At 72.6% G+C, this 24,652-nt stretch carries 26 protein-coding genes and 1 tRNA gene; 12 read left to right on the top strand and 15 right to left on the bottom strand.

The annotated features are described in order from the left end of the window. Positions 1–8: 8 nt before the first annotated feature. Complete coding sequence (locus ACSURM_RS25535; RefSeq protein WP_436958087.1) at positions 9–1,493, bottom strand: lamin tail domain-containing protein; 1,485 nt, start codon at positions 1,491–1,493, stop codon at positions 9–11. Positions 1,494–1,844: 351 nt separating this feature from the next. Here ACSURM_RS25535 and ACSURM_RS25530 point away from each other — a divergent pair, with 351 nt between their 5' ends. Next, entirely contained in the window at positions 1,845–2,114 is a 270-nt protein-coding gene (locus ACSURM_RS25530) for a PDZ domain-containing protein (RefSeq protein ID WP_436958086.1), read from the top strand. A 96-nt stretch (positions 2,115–2,210) separates the two neighbouring features. Here the strand turns inward: ACSURM_RS25530 and ACSURM_RS25525 are convergent, their stop codons facing one another. Further along, the gene (locus tag ACSURM_RS25525) at positions 2,211–2,711 is read right to left on the bottom strand and encodes a ricin-type beta-trefoil lectin domain protein (RefSeq protein WP_436958085.1); all 501 of its coding nucleotides are present in this window, start codon (positions 2,709–2,711) and stop codon (positions 2,211–2,213) included. 83 nt (positions 2,712–2,794) lie between these two features. Beyond that, positions 2,795–4,837, bottom strand: a complete 2,043-nt coding sequence (locus ACSURM_RS25520) for a bifunctional glycosyltransferase 87/phosphatase PAP2 family protein (protein WP_436958084.1) — start codon at positions 4,835–4,837, stop codon at positions 2,795–2,797. Between the two features lie 403 nt (positions 4,838–5,240). On the opposite strand from ACSURM_RS25520, the gene proP reads away from it, so the two are divergent. Further along, positions 5,241–6,611: a glycine betaine/L-proline transporter ProP gene (gene proP, locus ACSURM_RS25515; RefSeq protein WP_436958083.1), complete on the top strand. Its 1,371-nt coding sequence runs from the start codon at positions 5,241–5,243 to the stop codon at positions 6,609–6,611. A 151-nt stretch (positions 6,612–6,762) separates the two neighbouring features. Here proP and ACSURM_RS25510 read toward each other — a convergent pair whose 3' ends face one another. After that, positions 6,763–7,146 (bottom strand): winged helix-turn-helix transcriptional regulator, encoded by a 384-nt coding sequence (locus ACSURM_RS25510; RefSeq protein WP_436958082.1) that lies wholly within the window; start codon positions 7,144–7,146, stop codon positions 6,763–6,765. Positions 7,147–7,246: 100 nt separating this feature from the next. Here ACSURM_RS25510 and ACSURM_RS25505 point away from each other — a divergent pair, with 100 nt between their 5' ends. Together ACSURM_RS25505 and ACSURM_RS25500 are read left to right on the top strand one after the other, a co-directional pair. Next, the gene (locus tag ACSURM_RS25505; protein ID WP_289971011.1) at positions 7,247–7,648 is read left to right on the top strand and encodes a RidA family protein; all 402 of its coding nucleotides are present in this window, start codon (positions 7,247–7,249) and stop codon (positions 7,646–7,648) included. A gap of 104 nt (positions 7,649–7,752) precedes the next feature. Beyond that, complete coding sequence (locus tag ACSURM_RS25500) at positions 7,753–8,424, top strand: O-methyltransferase (protein ID WP_436958081.1); 672 nt, start codon at positions 7,753–7,755, stop codon at positions 8,422–8,424. Positions 8,425–8,440: 16 nt separating this feature from the next. Here ACSURM_RS25500 and ACSURM_RS25495 read toward each other — a convergent pair whose 3' ends face one another. After that, positions 8,441–8,839, bottom strand: coding sequence for a hypothetical protein (locus ACSURM_RS25495; RefSeq protein WP_436958080.1), 399 nt, complete (start codon positions 8,837–8,839; stop codon positions 8,441–8,443). 120 nt (positions 8,840–8,959) lie between these two features. On the opposite strand from ACSURM_RS25495, the gene ACSURM_RS25490 reads away from it, so the two are divergent. Further along, entirely contained in the window at positions 8,960–9,397 is a 438-nt protein-coding gene (locus tag ACSURM_RS25490) for a DUF1992 domain-containing protein (RefSeq protein WP_436958079.1), read from the top strand. Here ACSURM_RS25490 and ACSURM_RS25485 read toward each other — a convergent pair. Next, entirely contained in the window at positions 9,383–10,870 is a 1,488-nt protein-coding gene (locus tag ACSURM_RS25485; RefSeq protein ID WP_436958078.1) for a hypothetical protein, read from the bottom strand. The two genes, ACSURM_RS25490 and ACSURM_RS25485, sit on opposite strands and share 15 nt — an antisense overlap. Before the next feature lie 5 nt (positions 10,871–10,875). Then, entirely contained in the window at positions 10,876–11,532 is a 657-nt protein-coding gene (locus ACSURM_RS25480; protein WP_436958077.1) for a hypothetical protein, read from the bottom strand. A gap of 101 nt (positions 11,533–11,633) precedes the next feature. Between ACSURM_RS25480 and ACSURM_RS25475 the strand changes: the two genes are divergently transcribed. Further along, the gene (locus ACSURM_RS25475; protein WP_436958076.1) at positions 11,634–12,176 is read left to right on the top strand and encodes a GNAT family N-acetyltransferase; all 543 of its coding nucleotides are present in this window, start codon (positions 11,634–11,636) and stop codon (positions 12,174–12,176) included. On the opposite strand, the gene ACSURM_RS25470 is transcribed toward ACSURM_RS25475, so the two are convergent. Next, complete coding sequence (locus tag ACSURM_RS25470) at positions 12,169–14,211, bottom strand: DHA2 family efflux MFS transporter permease subunit (protein WP_436958075.1); 2,043 nt, start codon at positions 14,209–14,211, stop codon at positions 12,169–12,171. The two genes, ACSURM_RS25475 and ACSURM_RS25470, sit on opposite strands and share 8 nt — an antisense overlap. Positions 14,212–14,363: 152 nt before the next feature. Here ACSURM_RS25470 and ACSURM_RS25465 point away from each other — a divergent pair, with 152 nt between their 5' ends. Next, complete coding sequence (locus ACSURM_RS25465) at positions 14,364–15,236, top strand: peptidoglycan-binding domain-containing protein (RefSeq protein ID WP_436958074.1); 873 nt, start codon at positions 14,364–14,366, stop codon at positions 15,234–15,236. A gap of 154 nt (positions 15,237–15,390) precedes the next feature. Here ACSURM_RS25465 and ACSURM_RS25460 read toward each other — a convergent pair whose 3' ends face one another. Next, complete coding sequence (locus ACSURM_RS25460) at positions 15,391–16,059, bottom strand: HAD family hydrolase (RefSeq protein ID WP_436958073.1); 669 nt, start codon at positions 16,057–16,059, stop codon at positions 15,391–15,393. 182 nt (positions 16,060–16,241) lie between these two features. Next, positions 16,242–16,823, bottom strand: a complete 582-nt coding sequence (locus ACSURM_RS25455; RefSeq protein ID WP_436958072.1) for a TMEM165/GDT1 family protein — start codon at positions 16,821–16,823, stop codon at positions 16,242–16,244. Positions 16,824–17,200: 377 nt separating this feature from the next. Between ACSURM_RS25455 and ACSURM_RS25450 the strand changes: the two genes are divergently transcribed. Continuing rightward, positions 17,201–17,845 carry an HNH endonuclease family protein gene (locus ACSURM_RS25450; RefSeq protein ID WP_436958071.1) on the top strand — a complete coding sequence of 215 codons (645 nt, stop codon included), beginning with the start codon at positions 17,201–17,203 and terminating at the stop codon, positions 17,843–17,845. Positions 17,846–17,953: 108 nt separating this feature from the next. Here ACSURM_RS25450 and ACSURM_RS25445 read toward each other — a convergent pair whose 3' ends face one another. The 3 genes from ACSURM_RS25445 to ACSURM_RS25435 all read right to left on the bottom strand — a co-directional run bounded on the left by ACSURM_RS25445 (position 17,954) and on the right by ACSURM_RS25435 (position 19,572). Continuing rightward, positions 17,954–18,565: a DedA family protein gene (locus ACSURM_RS25445; RefSeq protein ID WP_436958070.1), complete on the bottom strand. Its 612-nt coding sequence runs from the start codon at positions 18,563–18,565 to the stop codon at positions 17,954–17,956. A 151-nt stretch (positions 18,566–18,716) separates the two neighbouring features. Then, positions 18,717–19,169, bottom strand: coding sequence for a DoxX family protein (locus ACSURM_RS25440; protein ID WP_436958069.1), 453 nt, complete (start codon positions 19,167–19,169; stop codon positions 18,717–18,719). A 178-nt stretch (positions 19,170–19,347) separates the two neighbouring features. Beyond that, positions 19,348–19,572, bottom strand: coding sequence for a DUF2277 family protein (locus ACSURM_RS25435; RefSeq protein ID WP_436958068.1), 225 nt, complete (start codon positions 19,570–19,572; stop codon positions 19,348–19,350). 92 nt (positions 19,573–19,664) lie between these two features. Between ACSURM_RS25435 and ACSURM_RS25430 the strand changes: the two genes are divergently transcribed. Then, positions 19,665–20,564 carry a ketopantoate reductase family protein gene (locus ACSURM_RS25430; RefSeq protein ID WP_436958067.1) on the top strand — a complete coding sequence of 300 codons (900 nt, stop codon included), beginning with the start codon at positions 19,665–19,667 and terminating at the stop codon, positions 20,562–20,564. A 133-nt stretch (positions 20,565–20,697) separates the two neighbouring features. Further along, entirely contained in the window at positions 20,698–21,036 is a 339-nt protein-coding gene (locus ACSURM_RS25425) for a hypothetical protein (RefSeq protein ID WP_436958066.1), read from the top strand. Between the two features lie 46 nt (positions 21,037–21,082). Here the strand turns inward: ACSURM_RS25425 and ACSURM_RS25420 are convergent. After that, positions 21,083–21,154, bottom strand: a tRNA-Val gene (locus ACSURM_RS25420). A 157-nt stretch (positions 21,155–21,311) separates the two neighbouring features. Between ACSURM_RS25420 and ACSURM_RS25415 the strand changes: the two genes are divergently transcribed. Both ACSURM_RS25415 and ACSURM_RS25410 read left to right on the top strand, forming a co-directional pair. After that, on the top strand, positions 21,312–22,706 hold the full coding sequence (locus tag ACSURM_RS25415) for a hypothetical protein (protein ID WP_436958065.1): 1,395 nt from the start codon (positions 21,312–21,314) through the stop codon (positions 22,704–22,706). Between the two features lie 110 nt (positions 22,707–22,816). After that, on the top strand, positions 22,817–23,389 hold the full coding sequence (locus ACSURM_RS25410; protein WP_436958064.1) for a DUF4383 domain-containing protein: 573 nt from the start codon (positions 22,817–22,819) through the stop codon (positions 23,387–23,389). Here ACSURM_RS25410 and ACSURM_RS25405 read toward each other — a convergent pair. Next, complete coding sequence (locus ACSURM_RS25405) at positions 23,377–24,480, bottom strand: amidase domain-containing protein (protein WP_436961183.1); 1,104 nt, start codon at positions 24,478–24,480, stop codon at positions 23,377–23,379. The two genes, ACSURM_RS25410 and ACSURM_RS25405, sit on opposite strands and share 13 nt — an antisense overlap. Positions 24,481–24,652: the final 172 nt, after the last annotated feature.

Below are 24,652 nucleotides of genomic sequence, written 5' to 3'. Positions count from 1 at the left end.
TCCTTCCTTCAGCGGCGCTTGTCGCCGTACGGGAAATTCGTCCACTCGTGGCCGGACGGGTCGTTCAGGCGGGCGACGTCGCCCTGGTTGTTCCAGATGGCGCGGTTGCTGCCGTAGGAGAAACCGCCGCTCTCCGGGTGGTTCTCGTTGGTGTGGACCCGGACGGTCTGGCCCGGCTGGAGCATCGTGCCGGGCGGGAAGGTGAAGTCCTGACCCGCGTCGTCGGCACCAAGGGTCCAGCCGGACAGGTCGGCCGCCGCGGTGCCCTGGTTGGTGATCTCGACGTACTCGTCCGCCTGGGCCCTGCCGCTGCCCTGGTAGTTCACGTCCTTGATCACCACGTCCGGGATACGGGTGGTCACCCGGCCGTGCTGCTTGTCGGAGATGTTGGTGTACATGGGGGAGGTGATCTGCGAGGTCGCCGTGATCTGGCCCTGGGCGTGACGGTCGAGCGTGCCGCACACGGTGATGACGGCGCTCGCCCCCACGGGCAGGTCCAACGGCTGCTTCAGCACGCCGTTCGTGACGGATCCCCGCTCGGCGTGCGCCCCGCCGGACGTCTTCACCGACAGGGTCGGGTGGTGCAGTTCCGCCGGGATCTGCCCCTCGACCACGGCGTCGTGGTTGTCGTGGGGGCCCTCGTTGTGGACGGTGATCTTGTAGCAGACCTTGCTGCCGGCCTGCGCCTGCTCGGGCCCGGTCATCTCCAGCGGAACGCTGGTCGGCAGGGCGACCTTCAGCCGGCGGACGCGGTGGGCCTGGGTGGCGTCGCCGGTACTGGCGGCCAGCCCCAGCTTCAGCGTCTCGGGCAGGGGCGCCTGCCCGTCACCCTGGATCGGGAAGCCGTCGACGACCGCGGTGCCGTTGGGGTCGTCCTTCGTGGACAGCCGCACCGTCAGCTTGCCGTCGACGATGAAGATCTGGACGTGGGCCTTGTCGTCCCAGGTGGCGGAGAACCCCCCGGACACCGCGGCGCCGGTGAGCCAGTTGAAGCCGTTCCAGCCGTCGCCGGAACCACGGACGCACAGCATGTTCGCGGTGTTCCCCGGGCCGCCCGGACCGGTGAGCCCGCCGCCGAAGTTGCCGTAGGTGTCGAACCCGACCCCGACGTAGCCCTTGGTGACCCCGGCCCGTGAACCGCGGTCGTGGTTGACGAACGCGTACCCCAGACCCGCGCCGTAGCCGCCGGGCTCGGTGGTGACGGAACCGTCGATGAGGAAGAAGGAGAAACCGTCCCCGGCGCTGTTGCCGCCGCTGTGCTCGACGGAGTAGTCGAAGTCGATGGCGACGCCCTCGGAGGAGGGGAACGCCTGGTCCAGCAGGGCCGCGCCGGCCTGGTTGTAGTCGTCCGAGGTGAGTTGGAGGGAGCCGTTGAGCTGGGCGTTGGGGTGGATCTTCCAGTTGGGGTTGTCGGTCCTGTCGTTCATGAACGTCTCGGTGATCGGGAAGACACCGGACGCGGTGCGCGGCTTCGGCTCTGTCTGCGTCGCCATGGAAACCCTTTCGGCAAGGGACGGGAGGCCGTGCACGCGGGCCTGCTCGTCGCGTGCACGTGTCCTGACCATTCGCTGGTCGGACGAAGGACGCCCGAAGCCTGTCTGCCGCGAAGACGATCTACACCCCCGGGCCGAGTGAGCGAAGTGCACGCCGGACGGCACGCGCCCCCTCCTGCTCCCTACGCGCCGTCCCTCGAACCGGTGGTACGGCCGCCCGCCACGGCCCGGACACATGCGCCCCATGGCAGAAAAGACACGCGCAGAGGTATGACCACGCCCGGCCGGGCCGTTCCGCGCCTCGCCGGACCCTCCGCGCGTCCCAGACGTTCCACTCCAAGGGAGACACTCATGACCGCCACCCCGGGCAGGATCGCCGCCAAGTACCACCAGGACTTCGGTCACGGACTGAAGGTGGAGTCGGTGGAGAAGGGCAGCAACACCGCGAAGTCCGGCCTCCTGGTCGGCGACATCATCATCAAGGTCGACGGCAAGCCCACCGCCCTGAAGAAGGAGGAGACCGCGGCCCTGGTCGGCAAGCTCGCCGGCAACCCCGTGTCCCTGGTCGTCAAGCGCGACGGACACCAGACGGCCTTCAACGTCATCCTCGACCCCGCGTAACGACACCGAGGCGCGGCAGGCACCCCCTCACCTGCCGCGCCTCGCCCTACGCGCCGGGCACGCGGGACGAGCGGCCCGCGACGGAACGGTCCCGTCTCACCCGGCGCGTTTGATCCACTGCTGTTCCTGGTCCCCGAACGCGCACTCGACGAGCTCGACCGGGCCGTTCAGCCGGGTGGCCGCGAGGCATCTGCCCTGAGCGTTGTTCCGGTAGGCCCAGCGGTTGCTCCCCAGCTCGACCTGGGTCCACCAGGTGACCCGCCCGCTGTTGTCGCAGTTCTGCATGGACACTTCGGCGATGCCGTTGAACACGGCGGCGGCACACAGGTCCCTGCCGCCGATCTCCTGCTTGATCTGGACGGTGTTGCCGCCTTCGGGGCTCACTTCCCACACCTGGTTCGGCCCGCCGTTATGGCCGTAGACCAGGACACTGGAGCCCTCTCCCCGGCCGGCGTCGTTGTCGAGGACGTACCTGGGGTTGGCGACGTTCTCCAGCACCAGCCCGGTCTGTGCCGCCGCCTGCCCCGTCAGGGCGGGGGAGGCCAGAAGCCCGGCGCTGATCAGAGCGACGACCGCGCGTGTCCCGGTCCTGTTCACGGATGACTCCTTCACTCCAGTCCGCTGCTGCGGGACGAGCCTTGCCCGTGAGCGGCCCGGACCAGGCACCGCCTCGCCCGCCGTCACCTGGAGTCGGTACGTTCCAGGGCCGGGTGGCGCTTCGGGGCCGGTGCCGGGAGGGCGCCGGGCGTCCGGGCGGCCCGGGGTCCCTGGAAGACGTAGGACAGCCCGAAGCCCGCGCCCACCACCGCCGCGCCGCCCACCGCGTCCAGGACCCAGTGGTTGCCGGTGGCGATGATCGTGGAGACCGTGAGGAAGGGGTGCAGGAGGCCGAGGGCCTTCATCCACCAGCGCGGGGCGACGACGGCGATCACCACGCCGCACCACAGCGACCAGCCGAAGTGCAGCGACGGCATCGCCGCGTACTGGTTGGTCAGCGCGGTCAGGGTGCCGTAGTCCGGCTTGGCGAAGTCCTGGACGCCGTGGACCGTGTCGATGATGCCGAGGGTCGGCATCAGGCGCGGCGGGGCCAGCGGGAAGAGCCAGAAGCCGGCGAGGGCGAGCAGGGTGGCGAAGCCGAGGGAGGCGCGGGCCCAGCGGTAGTCGGCCGGGCGGCGCCAGTACAGGACGCCGAGGATGGTCAGCGGCACGACGAAGTGGAACGACTCGTAGTAGAAGACGAAGAACTCCCGCAGCCAGTCGATCTTCGCGACGGCGTGGTTGACCGCGTGCTCGATGTCGATGTGCAGGAAGCGTTCGAGGCCGAGGACCAGCTCGCCGTGGTGCTCGGCGCGGGCCCGGCCGCCGGAGATGGTGCCGCCGGTCGCCGCCAGGCGTACCTGCTGGTAGGCCGCGTAGGTGACGCGGAGCAGCAGCAGCTCCAGCAGCAGGTTGGGGCGGGACAGGACGCGGCGCAGGAAGGGCAGGAGGGGGACGTTGCGGAAGCGGGCGGGGGCCTGCGGGGCGTACTCGGCGGGTATCGGCTCGCGGTAGTACGGCGAGGTGCGGGGCAGGAAGGGCACCGCCGTGGCGGCGGCCAGCGCCGCGAGCAGCACCAGGTTGTCCCGCAGCGGGTACAGCACGGACATCTCCGGCAGCATCATCGACGCCGGGAGGGTGGTGAGGAGGACGACGGCCACCGGCCAGACGTAGCGGTCCGAGGCCCGCCGCCCGGCCCGGCCGACGACCGCGAGCAGCAGCCACAGCAGCTGGTGCTGCCAGGTGGTGGGCGACACGGCGATGGCGGCGCAGCCGGTGACGGCGACCGCGAGCAGCAGCTGGCCGTCGCGGGCGTAGCGGACCGCGCGGCGCAGCGCGAGGACGGCGACGGCGGCGGCGAGCAGGAGGTAGAGCGCCGTCTCCAGGTGACCGGTGAGGCCGAGGCGGAGCAGGGCGCCGTGCAGCGACTGGTTGGCGAGGGCGTCGGCCCGCCCGCCGAGCCCGGCCCCGGCCAGGTGGTGCACCCAGTAGGCGTACGAGTCGTGAGGCAGCGCGGCCCAGGCGAGCGCGGTGCACGCGGCGAAGGTCCCGGCGGCGGCGCCCGCGGCCCGGCGGCGGTCGGTGAACCACAGCAGGGGCACGAACAGCAGCACGGTGGGCTGGAGCGCGGCGGCGACGCCGATACACAGTCCGCTCGCGCGCTGTCCGCGCACGGTGAAGCAGCCGAGCAGGACGAGCAGGACCGGGGTGATGCTGGTCTGGCCGAGCCACAGGTCGTCGCGGACCGGCAGGGAGACCATCAGCAGGCTGACGGCGACCGGCGCGGCCAGCAGCGAGGTGCGGCGGCCGACCGGTCCGGGCAGCGCGCGGGCGGCGACCACGCCGAGGGCGACGACCAGCAGCAGGGAGCCGAACGTCCAGCTCCAGCCGAGGGCGGCCTCCGCCCAGCGGGTCAGGGGGCGCAGCACCAGGCCGCCGAAGGGGGTGCCGGTGAACTCCGTGGAGTCGTAGATCGAGCCCTTGACGTGCAGGACGCCCTCGGGGCCGATCCAGGTCTCCAGGTCGGTGAGGCGCTCGTTGCCCGGGGTGGTGAGGACGACGGCCAGCTGGCGGGCGGCGAGGATCAGGGCCACGGCCCACAGGGCGAGCCGGGTGGCTCTCAGCCGCGCGCCGGCCTCCGGCGCGTCGAAGCCCCCCGTGGGTCGTCCGCCGTGCCTCACGCTCATCACGACTCGTCGGCCTCCCGCCCCTTCGTCCCGGACGCCCGAATGCGCCGGATTCCTGTCCGCGTGCCCTATGAGGCTCGCAGACACCTTGAGGAGGGACGCAGGCAACCCCCTGTTAACCCGACGTGGCCGCTTATGTCCGGATGCGTTCGGCCCCGGGAGGCTCCGGTGGGCCCCGGTTGCAGCCCGGGGGCGCGATAAGGATCACACTGACCAGCAGGAATGACCTCGGGTGAGGGGGCAGACGTACCTGCGTACCCGCGGTTTCGCTGCAGTATGCACCTAAACGCATACCGTACGTAAGACGCAGAAGCCGCCTATGGTCGATTTTCGGCCCACGCACGTCACCGTTGCCGTCGGCGGGCCCGACCCTGTCCCCGTCGAAAGGTAGGCGAGCCCCGTTTTGGCGACCGCCACTGCCGTCACCCCGCGTCCGACGACCCGCCGGGCCGCCAAGGCCCGCAATGTCACCGTCACCGACCCCGCCCTGGTCCGGCGCGCCGTGAAGGCGGCAGCGCTCGGCAACGCCATGGAGTGGTTCGACTTCGGTGTCTACAGCTACATCGCGGTCACCCTGGGCAAGGTCTTCTTCCCCTCCGGCAACCCCACCGCGCAGCTGCTGTCCACCTTCGGTGCCTTCGCGGCGGCCTTCCTGGTCCGTCCGCTGGGCGGCATGGTCTTCGGACCGCTGGGCGACCGCATCGGCCGCCAGAGAGTCCTCGCCCTGACGATGATCATGATGGCGGCGGGCACGTTCGCCATCGGCCTGATCCCGTCCTACGGGATGATCGGCGTCGGCGCGCCGATCCTGCTGCTGGCCGCCCGGCTGGTGCAGGGCTTCTCCACCGGCGGTGAGTACGCGGGCGCGTCCACCTTCATCGCCGAGTACGCCCCCGACAAGAAGCGCGGCTTCTTCGGCAGCTGGCTGGAGTTCGGCACGCTCGCCGGCTACATCGGCGGCGCGGGCCTGGTCACCCTGATGACCGCCCTGCTGTCCTCCGAGGACCTGCTCTCCTGGGGCTGGCGCATCCCGTTCCTGATCGCGGGCCCGATGGGCATCATCGGCCTGTACCTGCGGATGCGGCTGGAGGAGACCCCCGCCTTCGCCGCGCAGCTGGAGAAGGCCGAGGCCCGGCCGAAGGTGCCGCTGCGGGACATGGTCGCGGGCCAGTGGAAGGCGCTGCTGATCTGCATGGGCCTGGTGCTGGTCTTCAACGTCACCGACTACATGCTGCTGTCGTACATGCCCAGCTACCTCACCAGTGAGCTGAAGTACGACGAGACCCACGGCCTGCTGGTCGTGCTCGGCGTGATGGCCCTGATGATGATCGTCCAGCCGTTCGCCGGCGCGCTCACCGACCGCGTCGGCCGCCGCCCGGTGATCGCGGCGGGCTGCGCGGGCTTCCTGCTGCTGTCCGTCCCGGCGCTGCTGCTGATCCGCCAGGGCAGCCTGCTCGCGGTCGCCCTCGGCATGGCCGCGCTGGGCCTGCTGCTGGTGTGCTTCACCGCCGCCATGCCGGCCGCGCTGCCCGCGCTGTTCCCGACCCGGGTGCGCTACGGCTCCCTGTCCATCGGCTTCAACGTCTCCGTGTCCCTGTTCGGCGGTACGACCCCGCTCGTCGTCACCGCGCTGATCGGGGCCACCGGGAACATGATGATGCCCGCGTACTACATGATGGCCGCCGCCGTCGTGGGCGGCTTCGCCGTCTGGCGCATGTCCGAGTCGGCGGGCCGCCCGCTGCCGGGCTCGGCGCCGTCGATCGAGGGCAGCTGAGCACTCTCGCGTGCGGTTGGGGCCCGCGGCCGGATTCCTTCCGGCCGCGGGCCTTCGCCGTGTCCGGGCGTGGGGTGTGGGGCGTCGGCCTGGGCGCGGGCCGTCCGCTGTCGGCAGTACCGCATCGCGCGAGGATGTCGCCGCGTACCCGTCAGGCGTCGAAACGGCCGCGCGCACCCTCGATGTGACCGAGGTACTGATGGGTCCAGCCGCAGATCGCGTCGACCGCGGTGCGCAGGGCCCGGCCCGGCTCGGTGAGGGTGTACTCGACCCGCGGCGGCACGGTGGGGTGCACCTTCCGGTCGACCAGGCCATTGCGCTCCAGCATGCGCAGGTTCTGGGTGAGCATCTTGTGGCTGATGCCCTCCACCTCCTTCCGCAGCTCGCTGAAGCGCAGGGTGCGCTCGCCGAGCGCCTCGATGATCAGGAGCGCCCACTTGTTGGCGACGTCCGAGAAGATCTCCCGCGCCAGGGAGTCCGCGCGCCGCAGGTCGGCGTCCTCGGGCAGGCCCTTGAGCAGTTGCTTGGTCACCATCAGGTTCCTCAGTCACCGAAAAGTGCGTTCTTCCACGTCAGGCGTCACTCTCCTACGGTTTCCGAGTAACCACAAGAGAGCGACAGGAAGGGCGGACATCGTGGCCACCTCTGATGTCTTCAGCTACAACGTGCCGGCCGAGAGCGACTTCGGCTACGCACAGGCGATCAAGTCCGGCGAGCTGATCCACGTCTCCGGACAGCTCTCGTTCGATGAGGCGGGCGAGCTGATCCACGCGGGCGACTTCGCCGCCCAGCTCAAGCAGACCTACGCCAACATGGACAAGGTCCTGGACCACTACGGCGCCACCCGGAACCAGATCGTCTCGCAGACCCTGTACCTGGTGAACCTGCGGCAGAACGCCGCGGCGGCGTCGGAGGGCAACCTGGGGTACTTCGGCGACCACCGCCCGGCCAGCACGGTCCTGGGCGTCACCGAACTGGCCTTGCCCGGCCAGGTCGTCGAGATCAGCTTCGTCATCGACACGAAACTGCCCGCCTGAGGTCTCCTCGGGGAACTCCCCCGTTCGAGCCCGTCTGCTGGGATCATCGGACGTGCAGGGCGTAAACAGCCTCCGGAAGACACTCGGGAAAGGCAGCAGACGCTATGAGCGGGTCGCAGCTCTGGGTCGACGTCGACGACTACTTCACCAGCCATCTCTCACCGGACGACGAGGCGCTGCGGGCGGCCCTGCGGGACAGCGAGACCGCCGGGCTGCCCCCGATCGCGGTCACGGCCGCGCAAGGCAAACTCCTCCAGCTGCTCGCCCTCGCGCAGGGCGCCCGGCACGTGCTGGAGGTCGGCACGCTCGGCGGGTACAGCACGATCTGGCTGGGCCGCGCCCTGCCGGAGGACGGCAGACTGATCACGCTGGAGTACAACGCCAAGCACGCCGACGTGGCCGTCCGCAACATCTCCCGCGCCGGGCTGGAGCGGATCGTGGAGGTGCGGGTGGGCCCGGCCCTGGAGTCGCTGCCCAAGCTCGCCGACGAGAACCCGGCCCCCTTCGACCTCGTCTTCATCGACGCGGACAAGACGAACAACCGGCACTACGTCGAGTGGGCGCTCAAACTCACCCGGGCGGGCAGCCTGATCGTCCTGGACAACGTGGTGCGCGAGGGCCGGGTGGCCGACGCGCGCAGCACCGACCCGGACGTGGTCGGCACCCGCGCCGCGCTCGAACTGATCGCCTCGCACCCCCGGCTGTCCGGCACGGCCATCCAGACGGTCGGCCTCAAGGGCTACGACGGCTTCGCCCTGGCCCGGGTGCAGGACTGAGCGGTCCCCGGCCCCCTCACACCTCGTGGAAGAACCCCACGTTGATGCTGCGCGGCCCGGACAGCTCCTGGACGACGATCTCGCCCGCCCCGCCGCGCGGCAGCGGCACGGTCGCGCCGTAGCCGACGGCCTGGCCGTGCGGGCCGTAGGCGAGCCGGACCTCGGAGGCCGGGTCGGGCCGGGAGCCGCGCAGCCAGGTCAGCCGCCAGGTGCCGTCCGGGCCGCAGCGGAACTCCAGGTGCACGCGGGACACGAACAGCCAGTCCTCCGGGGTCACCAGCCGGCACACCGCCGCGTCCCGGCCGACCCGCAGCGCGCTGCCGGGCTCGCTGGGCAGCTCGGCCAGCGTCATGCCGGCCGTGGCACCCGCGTCCGCCTCCGCCCCCGGGACGGCGACCATGGTGAGTTCGAGCACGAGCGCTCCCCCTGAACGTCTCAAACGCCGTTGTACGGCGGTGGGTTGCGGCGGGCGGGCCGCCGTACCGTCGCCGCATGATAAAACTCCCGGCGCGGTGGCGTCCGGCACAATGGACCCATGACCGAGCGAAAGCCACCGGGCGTTCCGTTCGACTCCTGGGTGGACAAACAGATCCGTGACGCGCAGGGGCGCGGGGAGTTCGAGGCGCTGCCGGGGGCGGGGGCGCCGCTGCCGACGGAGGTCGACTCCACGTACGACGAACTGTGGTGGGTCAAGCGGAAGATGGCCCGCGAGGGCCTCGCCTACCTGCCGCCCGCGCTGGCACTGCGCAAGGAGGCCGAGGACGCGCTCGCGGCGGCGTACGCGGCGCCCTCCGAGCGGATCGCCCGCAAGATCATCGAGGACGTCAACGTCAAGATCCGCGACATGATGTTCAAGCCGCCGCCCGGCCCGCCGCTGGGAAAGAAGCCGTACGACGTCGAGGAGGTCCTACGGGAACGGCGGCAGCGCGGGGCTGCCGCCGGTGGCACGGACGCGGGCTCAGCTGTGCAGTAGCCGTTCCGCGAGTTCCCGGTAGTCCCGCAGGGCGAGCCGCAGCTGCTCGGTGTCGGTGTCGGCACCGGGTCCGCGTTCCTCGCTGTCCTCCCAGGACATCCGCAGGGTACGGCGGCGCCGCGTCACCGCCTCGCTGAACCGGGCGGCGATCTCCTCCAGCGTCCGGTCGGCCCGCTCCACGGCCCCCTTCGGCTGGTCCACGAACCCCCCGACCACCTCCCGCATCCTCCGCTGCCACTCCTCGACTTCCTCCCGCGCGATCAGGGGGGAGCCCTGGCCGGAGGGGGCGGGCTGTGCGGTGGCGGGAGCGCCGGGGGAGGCGGCCGGTTCGGTGCCCACGGGGCCGGTGGCGGGGGCGGTGTCCGAGCGGGGCGCGTCGCGGGTCGGTGCGCCCGGTGCCGCAGGCCAGGTGTCGCGGCCCGGGGTCTCGGTCGTCATCGCCTCGCGCCGGGATGCCTCACCGGGCGCCGGTGCGCCCAGACCGTTGTCGGGCATCCGGTGCTCCTCCGAGATGGCCTCGCGCTCCGCCCGGTGACTGGCCCCGAACCCGGCGCCCAACTCCTCGGTACCGGGCCGCAGCCCCTCCGTCCCGTGCCGCGACCCGGTCTGTTCGGTACCGCGCCACTGCCCGGTCTCCTCCGCACCGCGCCACTGCCCGGCCCCGGCTCCGGCCGGGCCCGGGGGTGGCGCCGGGGTGTCCTCGGGGGTGCGGTCGTCACCGGTCAAGCCCTCGCGACCGGCGGCCCGGGGACGATCGGCGAACCCCTCCCCGGCCTCCGCGCCCACCGGGGCCTGCGCGTATCCAGCTCCTTCCACCCCCGGCCGCGGCCCCTCCGTACCGGCCGGACCCGGGGGTGGCGCCGGGGTGTCCTCGGGAGTGCGGTCGTCGCCGGTCAGCCCCTCGCGACCGGGCCCGGCAGAGCCGGGAAGCCGCCCGCCTGCCGGACCGATGCCGGAGGGGCCCCCTGCCGGTCCGATGCCGGAGGGGTCCCCTGCCGGGCCCGTACCGCGCGGCTCCGGCGTCAGGCCGCCCGCCGGGCCCGTACCGCCCGCGTCGGGGGTCCGGTCACCTGCCGAGCCCGTACCACTCGCCTCCGGCCACCGGCCGCCGGCCGGGCCGCTGCCGGACGTGCCCGAGGTCCCGCCGCCCACCGGACCGATGCCGGAGGGGCCCCCTGCCGGACCCGAACCGCCCGCCTCCGGCACCAGGCCGCCCGCCGAACCCGTCCTCGTTTCCGCTTCCGTGCCCGCGATCCAGCCGCCCGTGTCCCCTCGCGGGGCCTCCGCCCGGCCCGGTTCACCGGAGAGGCGTTCCCCGGAGTGGGGCCTTCCCGCGGCGCGGTGCGTGGCGCCCGGGGTCCATTCGTCCGTGTCCGGGGAGTCCTGTTCCGGTGTCCATTCCTCGCCCGGGGCCCGGGAGAGGCGTTCGGTGCGGTGGCGGTCCTCGCCGGGGCCGCTCGTCCTGTCCCGCATGGCGCTCAGCTCTCCTTCGGTCGGCTCCGGTGCAGGGCCCACGGCGTGTGCGCGCGGGCATGGGAGCGGCCGCCGTGGGACGCCGTGGCGCGGCCCGTACCCGCCGGTGCCCGGTGCCGGCCCGGCTCGGTGCTGGTCAGGTCGTCGAACAGGGCGCGCCCGCCGAGCAGCGCCGAGCGCAGCTCCTCGGTACCGCCGCCCTCCCGGGCCGCCCGGTGCAGCCGCCGGTAGCCGTCGACGTGGTCGGCGTGGTGCACGGACAGCGCGTCGACCTGCTCCTCGTACCGCCCGCCGTCGGGGTAGCCGCGCGCCCCCGCGAGCCGCGCGAGCAGCCGGTCGGCCTCGGCCACCGCCTCCTTCGGCGAGTCCACGAAGCGTTCCTGCACCGCCGTCCAGAGGTCCGCGTACCGCTGCCGCTCGGCCGAGTCCAGCGGCCGTTCCCGCAGGTCCCCGTGGCGTTCGAGGCGTTCGCCCAGTTCCCGTTCGGCCGCCTTGGTGTCCCCGTCGTGCAAGGTGACGGCCCGCTCGTACTCCGGCCCGAAGCGCCGCTTCAGGCTCGTCCCGCCGCGCCGGCCACGGCCCCGCCGGGCGACGAGCCCGGCCGCGCCGAGGACCACGACCGCGGCGATCACGATCAGCAGAATGATCAGCCAAGTGGACATGGTTGCCTTCCGGCCCCTTCCGATCGGACCGGCTCCGCCGGCCGGTTCACCCCCCGGGTGACCCGGAACCCGGTCCACAAACGACGGCCCGCGCCCCCACAATGACGGCCATGACGTGGACGATCACCGCCGAGCCGTACGACTCCCCGGCCGCCGCCGCACTCTGGCGGGCGTACTACACGGAGGTCAGCGACCGCTGGTACCTGCTGCACGAGGGCCGCCGCACCGACCCCGCCGAGCTGGAGCGGGAGATCGCGGCGGGCAGCGGCGCGGAACTCGCCCCGCCGACCGGGTGCCTGCTGGTCGGGCGGTACGACGGCACCCCCGCGGGTACGGCGGGCGTACGGCTGCTGGACGCGGACACCGCCGAGCTGACCCGGGTGTTCGTGCTGCCCGAGCGGCGCGGCCGGAACGGGGCCGCGCTGCTCGTGGCCGCCGCCGAGGTGCGCGCCCGCCTGCTGGGCGCCCGGCGGATCGTCCTGGACACCCGCGGCGACCTGGTCGAGGCCCGCGCCCTGTACGCCCGCCTCGGCTACACCGAGACCGCCCCGCACAACACCGACCCCTACGCCGAGCACTGGTTCCGCAAGGAGCTGGGGTCGGATGCGGTCCCGGTACCGGAGTCGGCGGACCCGCTCAGCTGACCTTCGCCACCGTGCTCCCGTTGTGCGGGCGTTCGCGTTCGGCTCCGCACAGTTCGCCGGTGAGGTCGTGGACCAGCCGGGTCAGATCCTCGGGGCGGCCGGGCCCCCACCAGTCGCCGAGCAGCTCGGCCAGCGACTGCTCGCGGGCCGCCGCGAGCCGTTCGGCGACCTCCCGGCCGGTGTCGGTCAGCACCAGGTCCAGCCCCCGGCGCTCGGCGAGCCGCCGCTCCTCCACCTGACGGGCGGCGGCCATCACCGCCTGGAGCGGGACCGCGCTGCGCTCGGCCAGCAGCGCCGGTTCCACGGAGCCGTAGCGGCGGACGCGCAGCAGCAGCCAGCCCGCGGCGGGCAGCAGGTCGTACCCGGCCCGGTCGATGACCTTCCGGTAGACCTCACGGCGGCCCTCGCGGGAGCCCAGCACGGACAGGGCCCGGCAGCACTCGTCGTAGGAGGAGCGCTCCACCGGGTTGGGCGGGATCGTCTCGGAGACGTCCGGCGCGGTGACCGAGCCGCGCAGCCGGTCCTCCTTGAGGAACCAGGCCAGCAGGAAGCCGAGGAGGGCGACCGGGGCGGCGTAGAGGAAGACGTCGGTGATGGCGGACGCGTAGGCGTGCAGCGCGGCCTGGCGCGGCACGGGCGGCAGGGCGGCGATGCCCCGCGGATCGGACTTCAGCGCGTCGGCACCGACGCCCGGCGGCAGCCGTACGCCCCGGAAGGCGTCGGCGAGCTTGTCGCCGAGGCGGCTCGCGAAGACCGTGCCGAAGATGGCCACGCCGAAGGAGGCGCCGATGGACCGGAAGAAGGTGGCGCCGGAGGTGGCGACGCCCAGATCCTCGTAGGGGACGGCGTTCTGCACGATCAGGATCAGCACCTGCATGACCAGGCCGAGCCCGAGGCCGAAGACGAAGAAGTAGGTGCTCATCACGGCGGTCCCGCCGTGCTCGTCCAGCCGGGCCAGGAGCAGCAGGCCGAGCGTGGTGACGGCGGTGCCCGCGACCGGGAACACCTTCCATCGGCCGGTGCGGCTGACGATCTGCCCGGAGACGGTGGACGCCAGCAGCAGGCCGAACACCATGGGCAGCATGTGCACGCCGGACAGGGTCGGGGTGACGCCGTGCACGACCTGGAGGAACGTCGGCAGATAGGTCATCGCGCCGAACATGGCGAAGCCGACGACGAAGCTGATGACGGACGCCAGGGTGAAGGTCCGCACCCGGAACAGCTTCAGCGGCAGCACGGGTTCGGCGGCCCGCCGCTCCACGGCCACGAACGCCGCGGCGAGGACGACGCCCAGCACGGCGAGCCCGATGATCCGCGCCGAGCCCCAGGCCCAGGTCGTACCGCCGAGCGAGGCGACCAGCACCAGGCAGGTGGCGACGGCGGCGATCAGGAAGGTGCCGAGGTAGTCGATGACGTGGTGGGCGGCGCGCCCCGGGAGGCGCAGCGCCACGGCGATCACGGCGAGCGCGACGACACCGACGGGCAGGTTGACGTAGAACACCCAGCGCCAGCTGAGGTGCTCGGTGAACAGCCCGCCGAGCAGCGGCCCGAGCACGCTGGTGGCGCCGAACACGGCCCCGAAGAGGCCCTGGTAGCGCCCGCGTTCACGCGGAGGCACCAGATCGCCGACAATCGCCATGGACAGCACCATCAGTCCGCCGCCGCCCAGGCCCTGGAGCGCCCGGAAGGCGATGAGCTGGGGCATGTCCTGGGCCATGCCGCACAGCGCGGAACCGACCAGGAAGATCACGATGGCGATCTGGAACAGCCGCTTGCGGCCGTACTGGTCGCCGAGCTTGCCCCACAGCGGGGTCGCGGCGGTGGACGCCAGCAGATAGGCGGTGACGACCCAGGAGAGGTGTTCCAGGCCGCCCAGGTCGCTCACGATGGTCGGCAGCGCGGTCGAGACGATCGTCTGGTCCAGGGCGGCGAGCAGCAGGCCGAGCAGCAGCGCGCCGATCGGGACGAGCACGCTGCCGGGTACGTGCTCGCCGCCGTGGGTGCGCTCGGCCGTGCCGTGCGTGTCCAGGGCCATGGCAACCTCCCGGGGCTCGGATGCACCTTCCATCGTGATCTGTGTGTCCGGTTATGGCCTGTCGAGACCTGCGGAAACCGCGGTCGTCCGCATAACCTCGGAAGTTCCCGAGGGGAGGGGTGCACAGCGTGACGGGTGAGGGGGGACACGGCGTGACGGGAGAAGGGGGCAGCACCTGCCCGGAGTGCGGGACGCCGAGGGGGCCGGACAACACTCCGGCGTGCGACTGCACCGAGCGCGCGGCCGAGGCGCTGCGCGAGACCCGCACGGCCGAGGCGGCGGCGGCCGAGGACTTCGACCCGCTGCGGATACGCCCGTACGTCACGACGACGACCCCGGCGACGACGGCCGTCCCGCCCCCGCACACCGACTTCCCCGAACCCCCGCCCGCACCGGCCCCCAGGCCGCAGCCGCCCGCCCCCGAGGAATCCACCGATCCCGGCCCCGGCCCCCGCTCCCGCCGCACGCTGCTGCTGGCGGGCGGCGGCCTCGGCGTGGCCCTCCTGGCGGCGACCGCCTTCGCCCTGACCTCCTACCGGACCCCGACCCACGACCGGGCGGCCCAGGAGATCAGGCACAGCATCCCGGCCGACCCGACGCACGCTCCCGCGACGACCCCGGCACCGGCGCCTCCGGCGGCCCCGCCCGCTCCCCCGTCGGCCTCGCCGACCCCGACCACGCCGACGCCGACGCCGACTCCGACCACCACGTCCCCGTCACCCACGCCGACACCGACCCGCTCCCCGTCCCCCACCCCGTCACCGACGGCCTCCTCCGTCCCGCCCACCACACCGGCGACGGTCCCGGTCCTCCGACGCGGCGACACCGGCCCGGAGGTGGCGGAACTCCAGCAGCGCCTACGCCGGCTGAATCTCTACGGCGACCGGATCGACGGCACCTACACCCGCCCCGTCGAGGACGCCGTACGCAACTACCAACTGGCCCGGGGCATCAAGGAAGACCCCTTGGGCGAATACGGCCCGGCGACGAGAAGAAGCCTGGAACTGGAAACGAGGGACGCCTGAAGCGCCCCAAAGGGGCGCGGGGAACGGCGCGACAAGCCACAACGCACCCGCACCCGACAACGAACCAGCAGACCCCTATAGGGGCGCGGGGAACGGCGCGACAAGCCACCACGAACCCGCACCCGACAACGGCCCCGGACGCCGTGCGATCCGCTCAGCCGATCCGCAGGAGAACCGTCCCGTCGGCCCCCGCCTCCACCCGCACACGCGTGAGGTCCGGCACCGCCACATCCGGCTCGTGGACGGCCGCCCGCGGACCGACCCCCACGACCCGCATCCCCGCGGAGCGCCCCGCCGCGATCCCCGCGCCGGAGTCCTCGAACACGACGCAGTCGGCCGGGTCGATGCCCAGCTCGGCCGCGCCCTTCAGGAACCCCTCGGGGTCGGGCTTGCTCGCGCCGACCGACTCCGCGGTGACCCGGACCTCGGGCATCGCCAGCCCCGCCGCGTTCATGCGCGCGGTCGCCAGCCCGAGGTCGGCGGAGGTCACCAGCGCGTGCGGCAGCCCCGCCAGCGACGCGAGGAACGCCCCGGCACCGGGCACCTCGACCACGCCCTCGGTGTCGGCGGTCTCCTCCGCGAGCATCCGCTCGTTCTCCGCGAAGTTCTCCTCCATCGGCCGGTCGGGCAGCAGTAGCGCCATGGAGGCGTGCCCTTGCCGGCCGTGGATGACCTTCATCACCTCGTCGCCGTCCAGCCCGTGCCGACCGGCCCAGCGGCGCCAGACGCGGTCGACCACGGCGTCCGAGTTGACGAGGGTGCCGTCCATGTCGAGCAGGAGGGCACGGCAGGTGACGACGGTGGGCGTGGCGGTGGCCGGCATCGGCAGCTCCAGAAGGGAGGAGGACCCGTGTCGGGAGAGACGGCGGGAGGGACAAGGCGGCCCCGCCCGCCGGTCAGGGAAAACGGGCGGGAGCCACTTTGTTCCTCCACGGTACAAAACGGAAGCGCGTTTCCGCCACCGTCCCCGGGGAGGATTCACCGCCCGTTCGCCCGCCCGACCGCTCAGCCGGCCACCGCCTCCCACAGGCTCCAGGCGCCGAGCGCCAGCATCAGCACGGCCGCGATCTGCGTGATCAGCCGCAGCGGCACCCGCCTCATCAGGGCCTTTCCGCCGACGATGCCGAGCCCGGCGACGGCCCACAGACCGAGCACCGCGCCGAGACCGACGGAGATCGGGTCGTCGTAGCGGGCGGCGAGGTTGGCGGTCATGATCTGGGTGAGATCGCCGAACTCGGCGACCAGGATGAGCATGAAGCCGGTGCCCGCGACCTTCCAGAAGGACTGGTCGGCGGGCTTCTTGACCTCTTCCTCGCCGTCGTCCTTCTTCAGCATGAGCATCGCCGCCCCGCCGAGGAAGAGCACGCCGGTGAGGGCGTGCACGATCTGCTGCGGCAGCAGGGTGAGCACGCTGCCCGCCGCGACGGCGAGCACGACGTGCAGCAGGAAGGCGGCGGCGACGCCCGCGAAGACGTACGAGGCGCGGTAACGGGTGCCGAGGACGAGACCGGCGAGCGCGGTCTTGTCCGGCAGTTCGGCCAGGAAGACGACGCCGAAGACGAGCGCCGTCACGGTGATGCTGATCAATGGTCCTCAATCGGTCGGGCTGCCCCACCGAGAGTGCGGTACGTCACGCGGGACACCTCGGCACGGCAGCGCGCTTCCGCCCGCGCCGGTGGGGCACGGGCGTGCACTGCTTGCCGAAGGTCTCGCTGGCGGCTCCTGCTGGAGGCCGCCCCCGGGCGCCGGCTCAGGCTCGCTGAGCAGTATGTCGACGGTCCGGCGAAGAGCTACTCCCCTTCTGCGCCTCCCATCGTACGGGATGTGAAGGTTTTGCCGTCAACCTTGTCTTGACATGATCACGTCATTACCTTCTTACCAAACGCTCATCCGCCGGCAACCCCCCATCGCGAGCATTCCCTCGCTCGCGCTCCAACACCCCAAACTCCAAAGGGAGTTCACGCATGTCCACGTTCTACGCGCGTCGACGGACGAGCATCCTGGCCGCCCTCACCGGCCTGATCGCCACCGTCGCCCTGTTCAACTCGCCGAGCGCCTCCGCCGCCCTGCCCACGCCGGTCAGCGCCGCCACCGCCCGGGGATACCTCACCCAGCTCACCGTGGCCACGGAGAACCGCACCGGCTACAGCCGCGACCTGTTCCCGCACTGGATCACCGTCAGCGGCACCTGCAACACCCGCGAGACGGTCCTGAAGCGGGACGGCGAGAACGTCGTCACCGACTCCGCCTGCGCCTCGACCAGCGGCAGCTGGTACTCGCCGTACGACGGCGCGACCTGGACCGCCGCCTCCGACCTCGACATCGACCACCTCGTCCCGCTGGCCGAGGCGTGGGACTCCGGCGCGAGCAAGTGGACGACCGCCCAGCGGCAGGCGTTCGCCAACGACCTCACCCGCCCCCAGCTGATCGCCGTGACCGACAACGTCAACCAGGCGAAGGGCGACCAGGACCCGGCCACCTGGATGCCGTCGCGGTCGGCGTACGTGTGCACGTACGTGCGGGCGTGGGTGCAGGTGAAGTACTACTACGGCCTGTCGGTGGACTCGGCCGAGAAGAGCGCGCTGACGAACTACCTGGCGAGCTGCTGAGTTCGTTCGCCTGCTCGCCGTAGGGGTGCGGGCGCACTGCGGCCGCGGGCTCGTCGTGGCCGGCCGCGCAGTTCCCCGCGCCCCTTCGGGCGCCCGTGCGGGGCCGTATCAGGAAGCGGGCTTGCGCCTCATCAGGAACCCCGCCGCCGCGCCCGCGCCGAACAGTGCCGCCACCGACACTCCCGTGGCGAGCCAGGTGGCGCCCAGCCACTGGGCGCCGTAGTAGCCGAGGGCCACGCTGTAGGCGGCCCAGGACAGGCCCGCGAGGGCCGACCAGGGCAGGAAGTCGCGGGCGCGGCGGTGGGCGGCTCCGGCGCAGAAGGAGACGACCGAGCGGCCGGCGGGGGCGAAGCGGGCCAGGACGACCAGCGCGCCGCCGCCGCGGGCCAGGGCGTCACCGAGACGTTCCTGCGCGGAGGTGAGCCTGCGGGAGCGGGCTATCGCCCGGTCCAGCCGCTCGCCGCCGCGCCAGGCGAGGCGGTAGGCCACCAGGTCGCCGAGGACCGAGGCCGTCGCGGCGGACAGGATCAGGGCCAGGATGTCCGGCACCTCGTGCGCGACCTGGCCCGCCGCCGCGCCGGTGCCCGCCGCCGCCGTGCCCGCCGTGATGACCAGCACGCCGCTGGGCAGCACCGGCAGGAACACATCAAGCAGGACCGAGACGGCCACCACGGCATAGATCCATGGCCCGGCCGCTAGCGACCCCACGCTTTCCCACACGACGACACTCCTGACATTCCCCCGTTGACAGCTGTACAGCGTACGCGGGGGGTGTGACAGGAGGTTCGCGGGGGGTTCGTGAACCGATCATGCGACGTTCACGGGCGGCCGGTCACCCGGGGTGCGCCGGCCGCCCGCGCGTTGTCCGGTGTCAGACCGCCACCGGGGCCTGCTCGGCCGCCTTGGACTCGGCGCGCGCCGGGCGCCGGGCGAGGAGGCGGTCCAGGCCGAAGGCGCCGGAGCCGGTGAAGACCAGCAGCAGGAACGACCAGCAGAACAGCGCCGACAGCTCGCCGCCGTTCTGTATCGGCCACAGCGCGAGCCGCTGGTGGACGTCGAAGTAGGCGTAGGCCATGGAGCCGGAGGCGATCAGCGCGGCCCCTCGGGTGCCGAGGCCGAGCAGGACCAGGCCGCCGGCGACGAGCTGGATCACGGCCGCGTACCAGCCGGGCCAGGTGCCGGCCCCGACGGTGCCGCCGGTGCCGGCGGCGCCACCGAGGACGCCGAACAGGGAAGCCGCACCGTGCACGGCGAAGAGCAGGCCGATGACGATGCGGAAGAGCCCCAGAACGTAGGGCTGAGCGGAATCGAGACGAGCGGACATGTGGGGATGACTCCTTCTTCGGTGTCTGTCGGGCCGGCCCGGGGACGAGGCCGGCGGTGGGGAGGGGAACCGAATCAAGCCAAGGTTAGGTGAACCTAATCAGTGCTTGCAAGTTCAACATCTGGCCATAGGTCCACGGTCCCACCGGCCCCTTCCGTCCCGACGTCACCACCGACGATCACTTGGGCCTCGTCCGCCCCCGCACCTCCAACGCACCCAGGAGTTCCGCGGTGGCACGGGCCACGGCGTCCACCGCCGCGTCGAACGCCTCGCGGTTGTGGGCGGCGGGGGCCCGGAAGCCCGAAACCTTTCGGACGTACTGCAACGCGGCCGCGCGGATGTCGTCGTCCGTGGCCTCACCAGGCAGCACGGGCGGGCGCAGCGTCTTGATGCTCCGGCACATGCCCTCAGTCTCGCGCCGCGCGCCGCGCCCTGCGATGATCGCCGGCGAGGCGGCCACCGACTCCGGGGCCGACCGTCGAAGGGAACAACTCCATGACGCATCCGCTCTCCGTGGCCGTCCTCGGCCCCGGCGGCACCGGCGGCCTGCTCGCCGCCCTGCTGTCTCGATCCGGCCATCGCGTGCTCTGCCTCGCCGGGCCGGAAACGGCCGGAAAGCTGCGCCGCGACGGCATCTCCGTCCGCAGCGCGCAGTTCGGCGACTTCACCGCGGCCGTCGACGCGGACACCGAGCTGCGTACACCGGTGGACGTCTGCCTGGTCACCGTCAAGCACACCGCGCTCGACGCCGCCCTCACCCGGGTCCCGCCCGCCGCGCTCGGTGACGCCCTGCTCGTCCCGCTGCTGAACGGGGTCGAACACCCCGGGCTCCTGCGCGAGCGCTACCGCCCCGACCGGGTCGCCCCGGCCGTGATCCGCGTGGAGTCCACCCGCGTCGCGCCCGGCGTGATCGAACACGGCAGCCCGTTCACGGAGCTCGACCTGGCCGGGGACGCCGTGCCCCGCGCCCGCCTGGAGGCGCTGGCCGCGCTGCTCACGGAGTGCGGCACGACGGCCCGGGTGGCCGGGGAGGAGTCGGCGGCGCTGTGGGCCAAGATGGCCTTCCTCGCCCCGTTCGCGCTGCTCACGACCCGGTACGGCGTCCCGCTCGGCACCGCCCGCACCCGGCACCGCGCCGAGTTGGAGGCGCTGGTCGCCGAGACGGCCGCGGTCGGTCGGGCCTGCGGCGCGCCCACCGATCCGGTGCGGGCCCTCGCCCGGTACGACGCCTTCCCGCCCGCCGCCAAGTCGTCCATGCAGCGCGACGCCGAGGCCGGCCGCCCGCTGGAGCTGGACGCCATCGGCGGCGCCCTGCTGAGGGCGGCCGAGCGGCACGGCGTGCCGGTGCCGGTGGCGCGTCGGGTGGTGCGGGAGCTGCGCGCGGCGGGATACTGACCACCGGTCAGTCGAGCTGCCGACCGACGGTCACCCAGGCATACTGACCGTCGGTCACTCGTGCGGCTGAAACCTCACCCGTACCGCACGTACGGTCTCGCTTCACTAATTCGAACAGGCGTAGCATTGCGGCGTGGCTACGACCTATGAATTCCCCAGTGACCTCCTCGCCGGCCAGGAGGAGCTGCATCAGGTCCGGGCCGAGCTGTCGGCCCTGCTCAAGCGGCTGCCCTGGTCGGTCGAGCCGATGGACGGCTTCAGCGACGACAACGGCTGGCGCAAGGTGGAGCGACCCGCGTCCCCCGGCTGGACGGAGGACGAACAGGCCCAGGTGGAGAAGCTGCGGCGACGCGAGCACGAGCTGGCGGTCTTCGTCAGCACCCACCGGTTCTGGTCGGAGGTCCCGGCGGCGGAGCGGATGGACGCGCGGACCTGCCTGAAGCACGCCCACGAGGAGCGGGCGGAAGGATAGGGGAGACGAAGAAGGCCCCCCGGAGATCTCCGAGGGGCCTTGTCCGTGGGCGCGGACGGTTTCGAACCGCCGACATCCTGCTTGTAAGGCAGGCGCTCTACCCCTGAGCTACGCACCCGGACAGGTCGACAGCCTACATGGCCCGCCGGGCCGCACCGCAAACAGACGGGTACGTACGTCACGTGCCCCGGGGCGAACCGACCGGCCCGTGTGTTCGTCCTCACCGGGTGGGACAATGGCACCACCCAGGGCGAATCACCACGCGGGAGAGGCATGTGACGGCGACACGGGGCACGCCAGCGACACCGCCGTACCCGCCGCCGTCCACCGCCCGGACCCGGCGCGACCGCCGTGCCGTCCGGGACACCCTGGCCCTGCTCGGCCTGCCGGTGCTGGCCGCACCGCTGCTGGCCGCCGCGTTCGCCGGCGGAGGCACCCGGCGCTGGTTCGGCGGGCGGGCCGAGAACCAGCGCGCGGAGGCCCAGGCCGCCAAGGACGCCGCCGCCGCGGCCTTCTACGAACTCGACACCGCCCAACGCGACCTCAGGATCTCGGTCGAGACCATCGCGGCGGCGGACGACTCCCCCGCCGCCCGCCGCGCCGTCACGGACTTCGCGGCCCTCGGGCACCGCGTCGACGACGCCAGCCGGCGGTACATCGAGGCCGTCGACGCCCACGACCTCGACCGGGACGCCCTGGAGGCGGGCCCGGCCGCGCGGGCGCGCACCGAGCTGACCTCGGCCCGGGACGAACTGCTGCGGGTGCGCCGGGAGCTGGAGGAGTTCGGCCGCTCGCTCGGGCCGCTGCTGGACAAGGCGGAGACCCGGCTGGCCCGGCTGGTGCCCGCCGTGGAGCATGCCCGGCAGTCGCTGCTGGCCGCGAGCGACGCCCTGGACGCCGTACGCGCGAAGCACCTGCGGGCCGACGACCTCGCCGCGCGGCTCGCCGCCCTGGCCCCGGAGCTGACCCGGCTGAACCAGGGCGCCGGGCAGCACGGGGTGGACGCCACGCTGGAGCGGGCCGAGCGGGTGCAGCGGGAGGCCGGGGCGATCCGGGCCGAGGCCGAGCGGCTGCCCGAGCGGGCGGCCGAGATCGACCACCGGCTGGTGTCCCTGCGCACCCGGGCGCAGGCCCTGACCACCCGGGCCGAGCAGGTGGAACCGGTCCTCAGCGAGCTGCGCCGCCGGTTCACCGCCGCCTGCTGGCAGGACCTCCAGCAGGTGCCCGCGCTGGCGGCCGGCAACGTACGGCAGGCCGAGGAGAGGCTGGCCGAGGCGCGGGCGGCGCGGGACGCCCAGCGGTGGGCGGACGCCACGGCGCTGCTGTCGACCGTCCGGGCGCTGCTGAACGCCACCGACGAGGCGGTGTCGGCCGCCGGTGACCGGCTGGCCCGGCTGAACGCCGTACAGAAGGACCCGCAGGAGGAGATCGAGCGGACCCGGTTCGCGATCCGGGACGCCCAGCGGCTGGCGATGGCGGGCCGCACGACGCCCGACCCCCGGCACGCCCGGCCCCTGGACGAGGCGGTGGCCCGGCTGGAGCGGGCGATCGGCACGCTGGCCGAGCACCACCCGGACTACTGGCACTTCCTCGGCGAGACGGAGGCGGTCCGGCGGAGCGTGGCACGCACGGTGACCCTCATCCGCGAGGACCGCGGCACCGTCCACTGAGCCGCGCGGGCCGCACGGGCCGTCGACGGACGCGTGTTGCCGGGCGGGCGGGGGTGGCGGATATTGGGGGGACGGACGGATGGCCTCCGCTAGTGCCCGAGGAGGCGGACATGGCCACACACGCGGTGCATTCGAGGAAGGGCCGGGAACGCCGGCGGATCCGGCTGGACGACCACCTGCCCGTGGACCACCGGCTCAACCGGGTCTACCGCGCCGGGGCGGGCCTGATCGGCGCGTTCCTGGTCGCCTTCGGCATTCTCGGCCTGCTGGACCAGATCGGTTTCTTCAGCACGGGCGGCAATCAGGTCGCCGGGCTGAACACCAACGGCGCGCTCAGCGTGCTGTCGATCTGCATCGGCCTGCTGTTGCTGGCCGGCGCGGCCGTCGGGGGGAACTTCGCGTCCACCCTGAACATGGTCCTCGGCGTGCTGTTCCTGCTGAACGGCTTCCTGTTCCTCGGCCTGCTGGACACCCCGAGCAACTTCCTGGCGTTCAAGATCCAGAACGTGTACTTCAGCTTCCTCGTGGGCCTGCTGCTGATGACCTTCGGCATGTACGGCCGGGTCGGTCACGCGCTGCCGCACGACAACCCGTACTGGCGGGCCCGCCACCCCGAGCCCTCCCCGCACGAGGAGGGCGGCCGGCGGCCGGGCCCGCCGCAGGGACCCGATCAGGTCCGGTAGGCGTAGAACGCCGCGTTCGGGTACGAGGCGACCAGGCTGGCCACCGACCGGTTGTAGGTGTTGGTCGAGTGGTAGGTCACGTACGGCACGCCCCGGCGGTCCCGGGAGGTGACGATCATCGTGTGGTCCTTCGACCCGTCCCGGTTGAAGTCCATCTGGAGCACGTCACCGAGGTCCATCTGGTAGACGTTGGCCAGGCTGGTGGCCCGCTTGGACGACAGGGCGAACCAGGACCACTCGTTCACGCCGACGAACGAGTCCGACTGGATCTCGGCGTTGCCGAACCACTTGTGGAAGTCGTACGTGTACCCGGGCACGTGCTTCCAGCCGCCCGCCTTCAGGGCCTGGCTGACGAAGTTGGTGCAGTCGCCGCCGGCACCCTGCCCGTTGAAGTTCGGGTAGTCCGGGTTGTACTTGCTCCAGTACTTCTGCGCGTAGGCGACCATGGCCTTGTAGTCGTAGCCGCTCGCGGAGAAGTTCTTCGGGTTGGCCGCGGTCGTCCGGGTGGTGGCGGCGCGGGCCGCGCTCGGCGGACCGTCGTCCTCGGCCGCGGCCTGCGGCTTCGCGGTCTCCGGCTTGGCGACCTGGTTCACGGCGAGGTAGCCGTCGTCGGTGTCGCGGATGCCGGTCAGCCGCCAGTTTCCGTGCCGGTCGGCCGAGAAGGTCAGCTCGTGGTGGGCCTGGAAGCCGGTCGACTGCGGGCTCTTCGTGGCCGTCCTGCCGTAGGTCAGCGTCGTGGTCTCGGTGACCGCGACCTTCGCCTTGCGGCCCTTCACCCGCGTCGCGTCGAGCCGGACCTGGGTGCTGCCCGCGCGGTACGTCTCACCCAGCCGGGCGAGCCGGCCGCGGCGGTCGCGCAGCTCCTTCAGCGCCGACGTCTGCTCCCGCGTCTGTCCGCCGGACAGGCTCACGGAACCGGAGAAACCGGCCGTGTGCCGGGTCTCCTTCGCCCCGGCGCCTTCCACCAGGGCCTGCGTGCGGTCGGTGAAGACCGCGTCGGCCAGCCGCTGGAAGGTCGCCTTGGTGGCCGCGTCCACCGTCGGGTCGTCGGTCACCGCCGCGCCCGCGCTCCAGTTCGGTACCAGGGCCACACCGGCGACCACCGAGGCGGCCGCGGCGCTCACTATGGCCGTACGACGCCCCTTACGGCTCAGTCTTCTGGATTTCAATGATGTTCCCCTCTACGCCGGTACACCTACCGGGCGAGGGGCATCTTCGCATGGCCGGTACACCGGTTGTGAAGAGGGGCGCACAAGCGGAATC

This window comes from Streptomyces sp. SudanB182_2057, assembly GCF_964272715.1.
Taxonomy (GTDB): Bacteria; Actinomycetota; Actinomycetes; order Streptomycetales; family Streptomycetaceae; genus Streptomyces; species Streptomyces rubradiris.
Note: the sequence above shows the minus strand (reverse complement) of the source record. Positions and strands in the feature narration are given on the sequence as shown.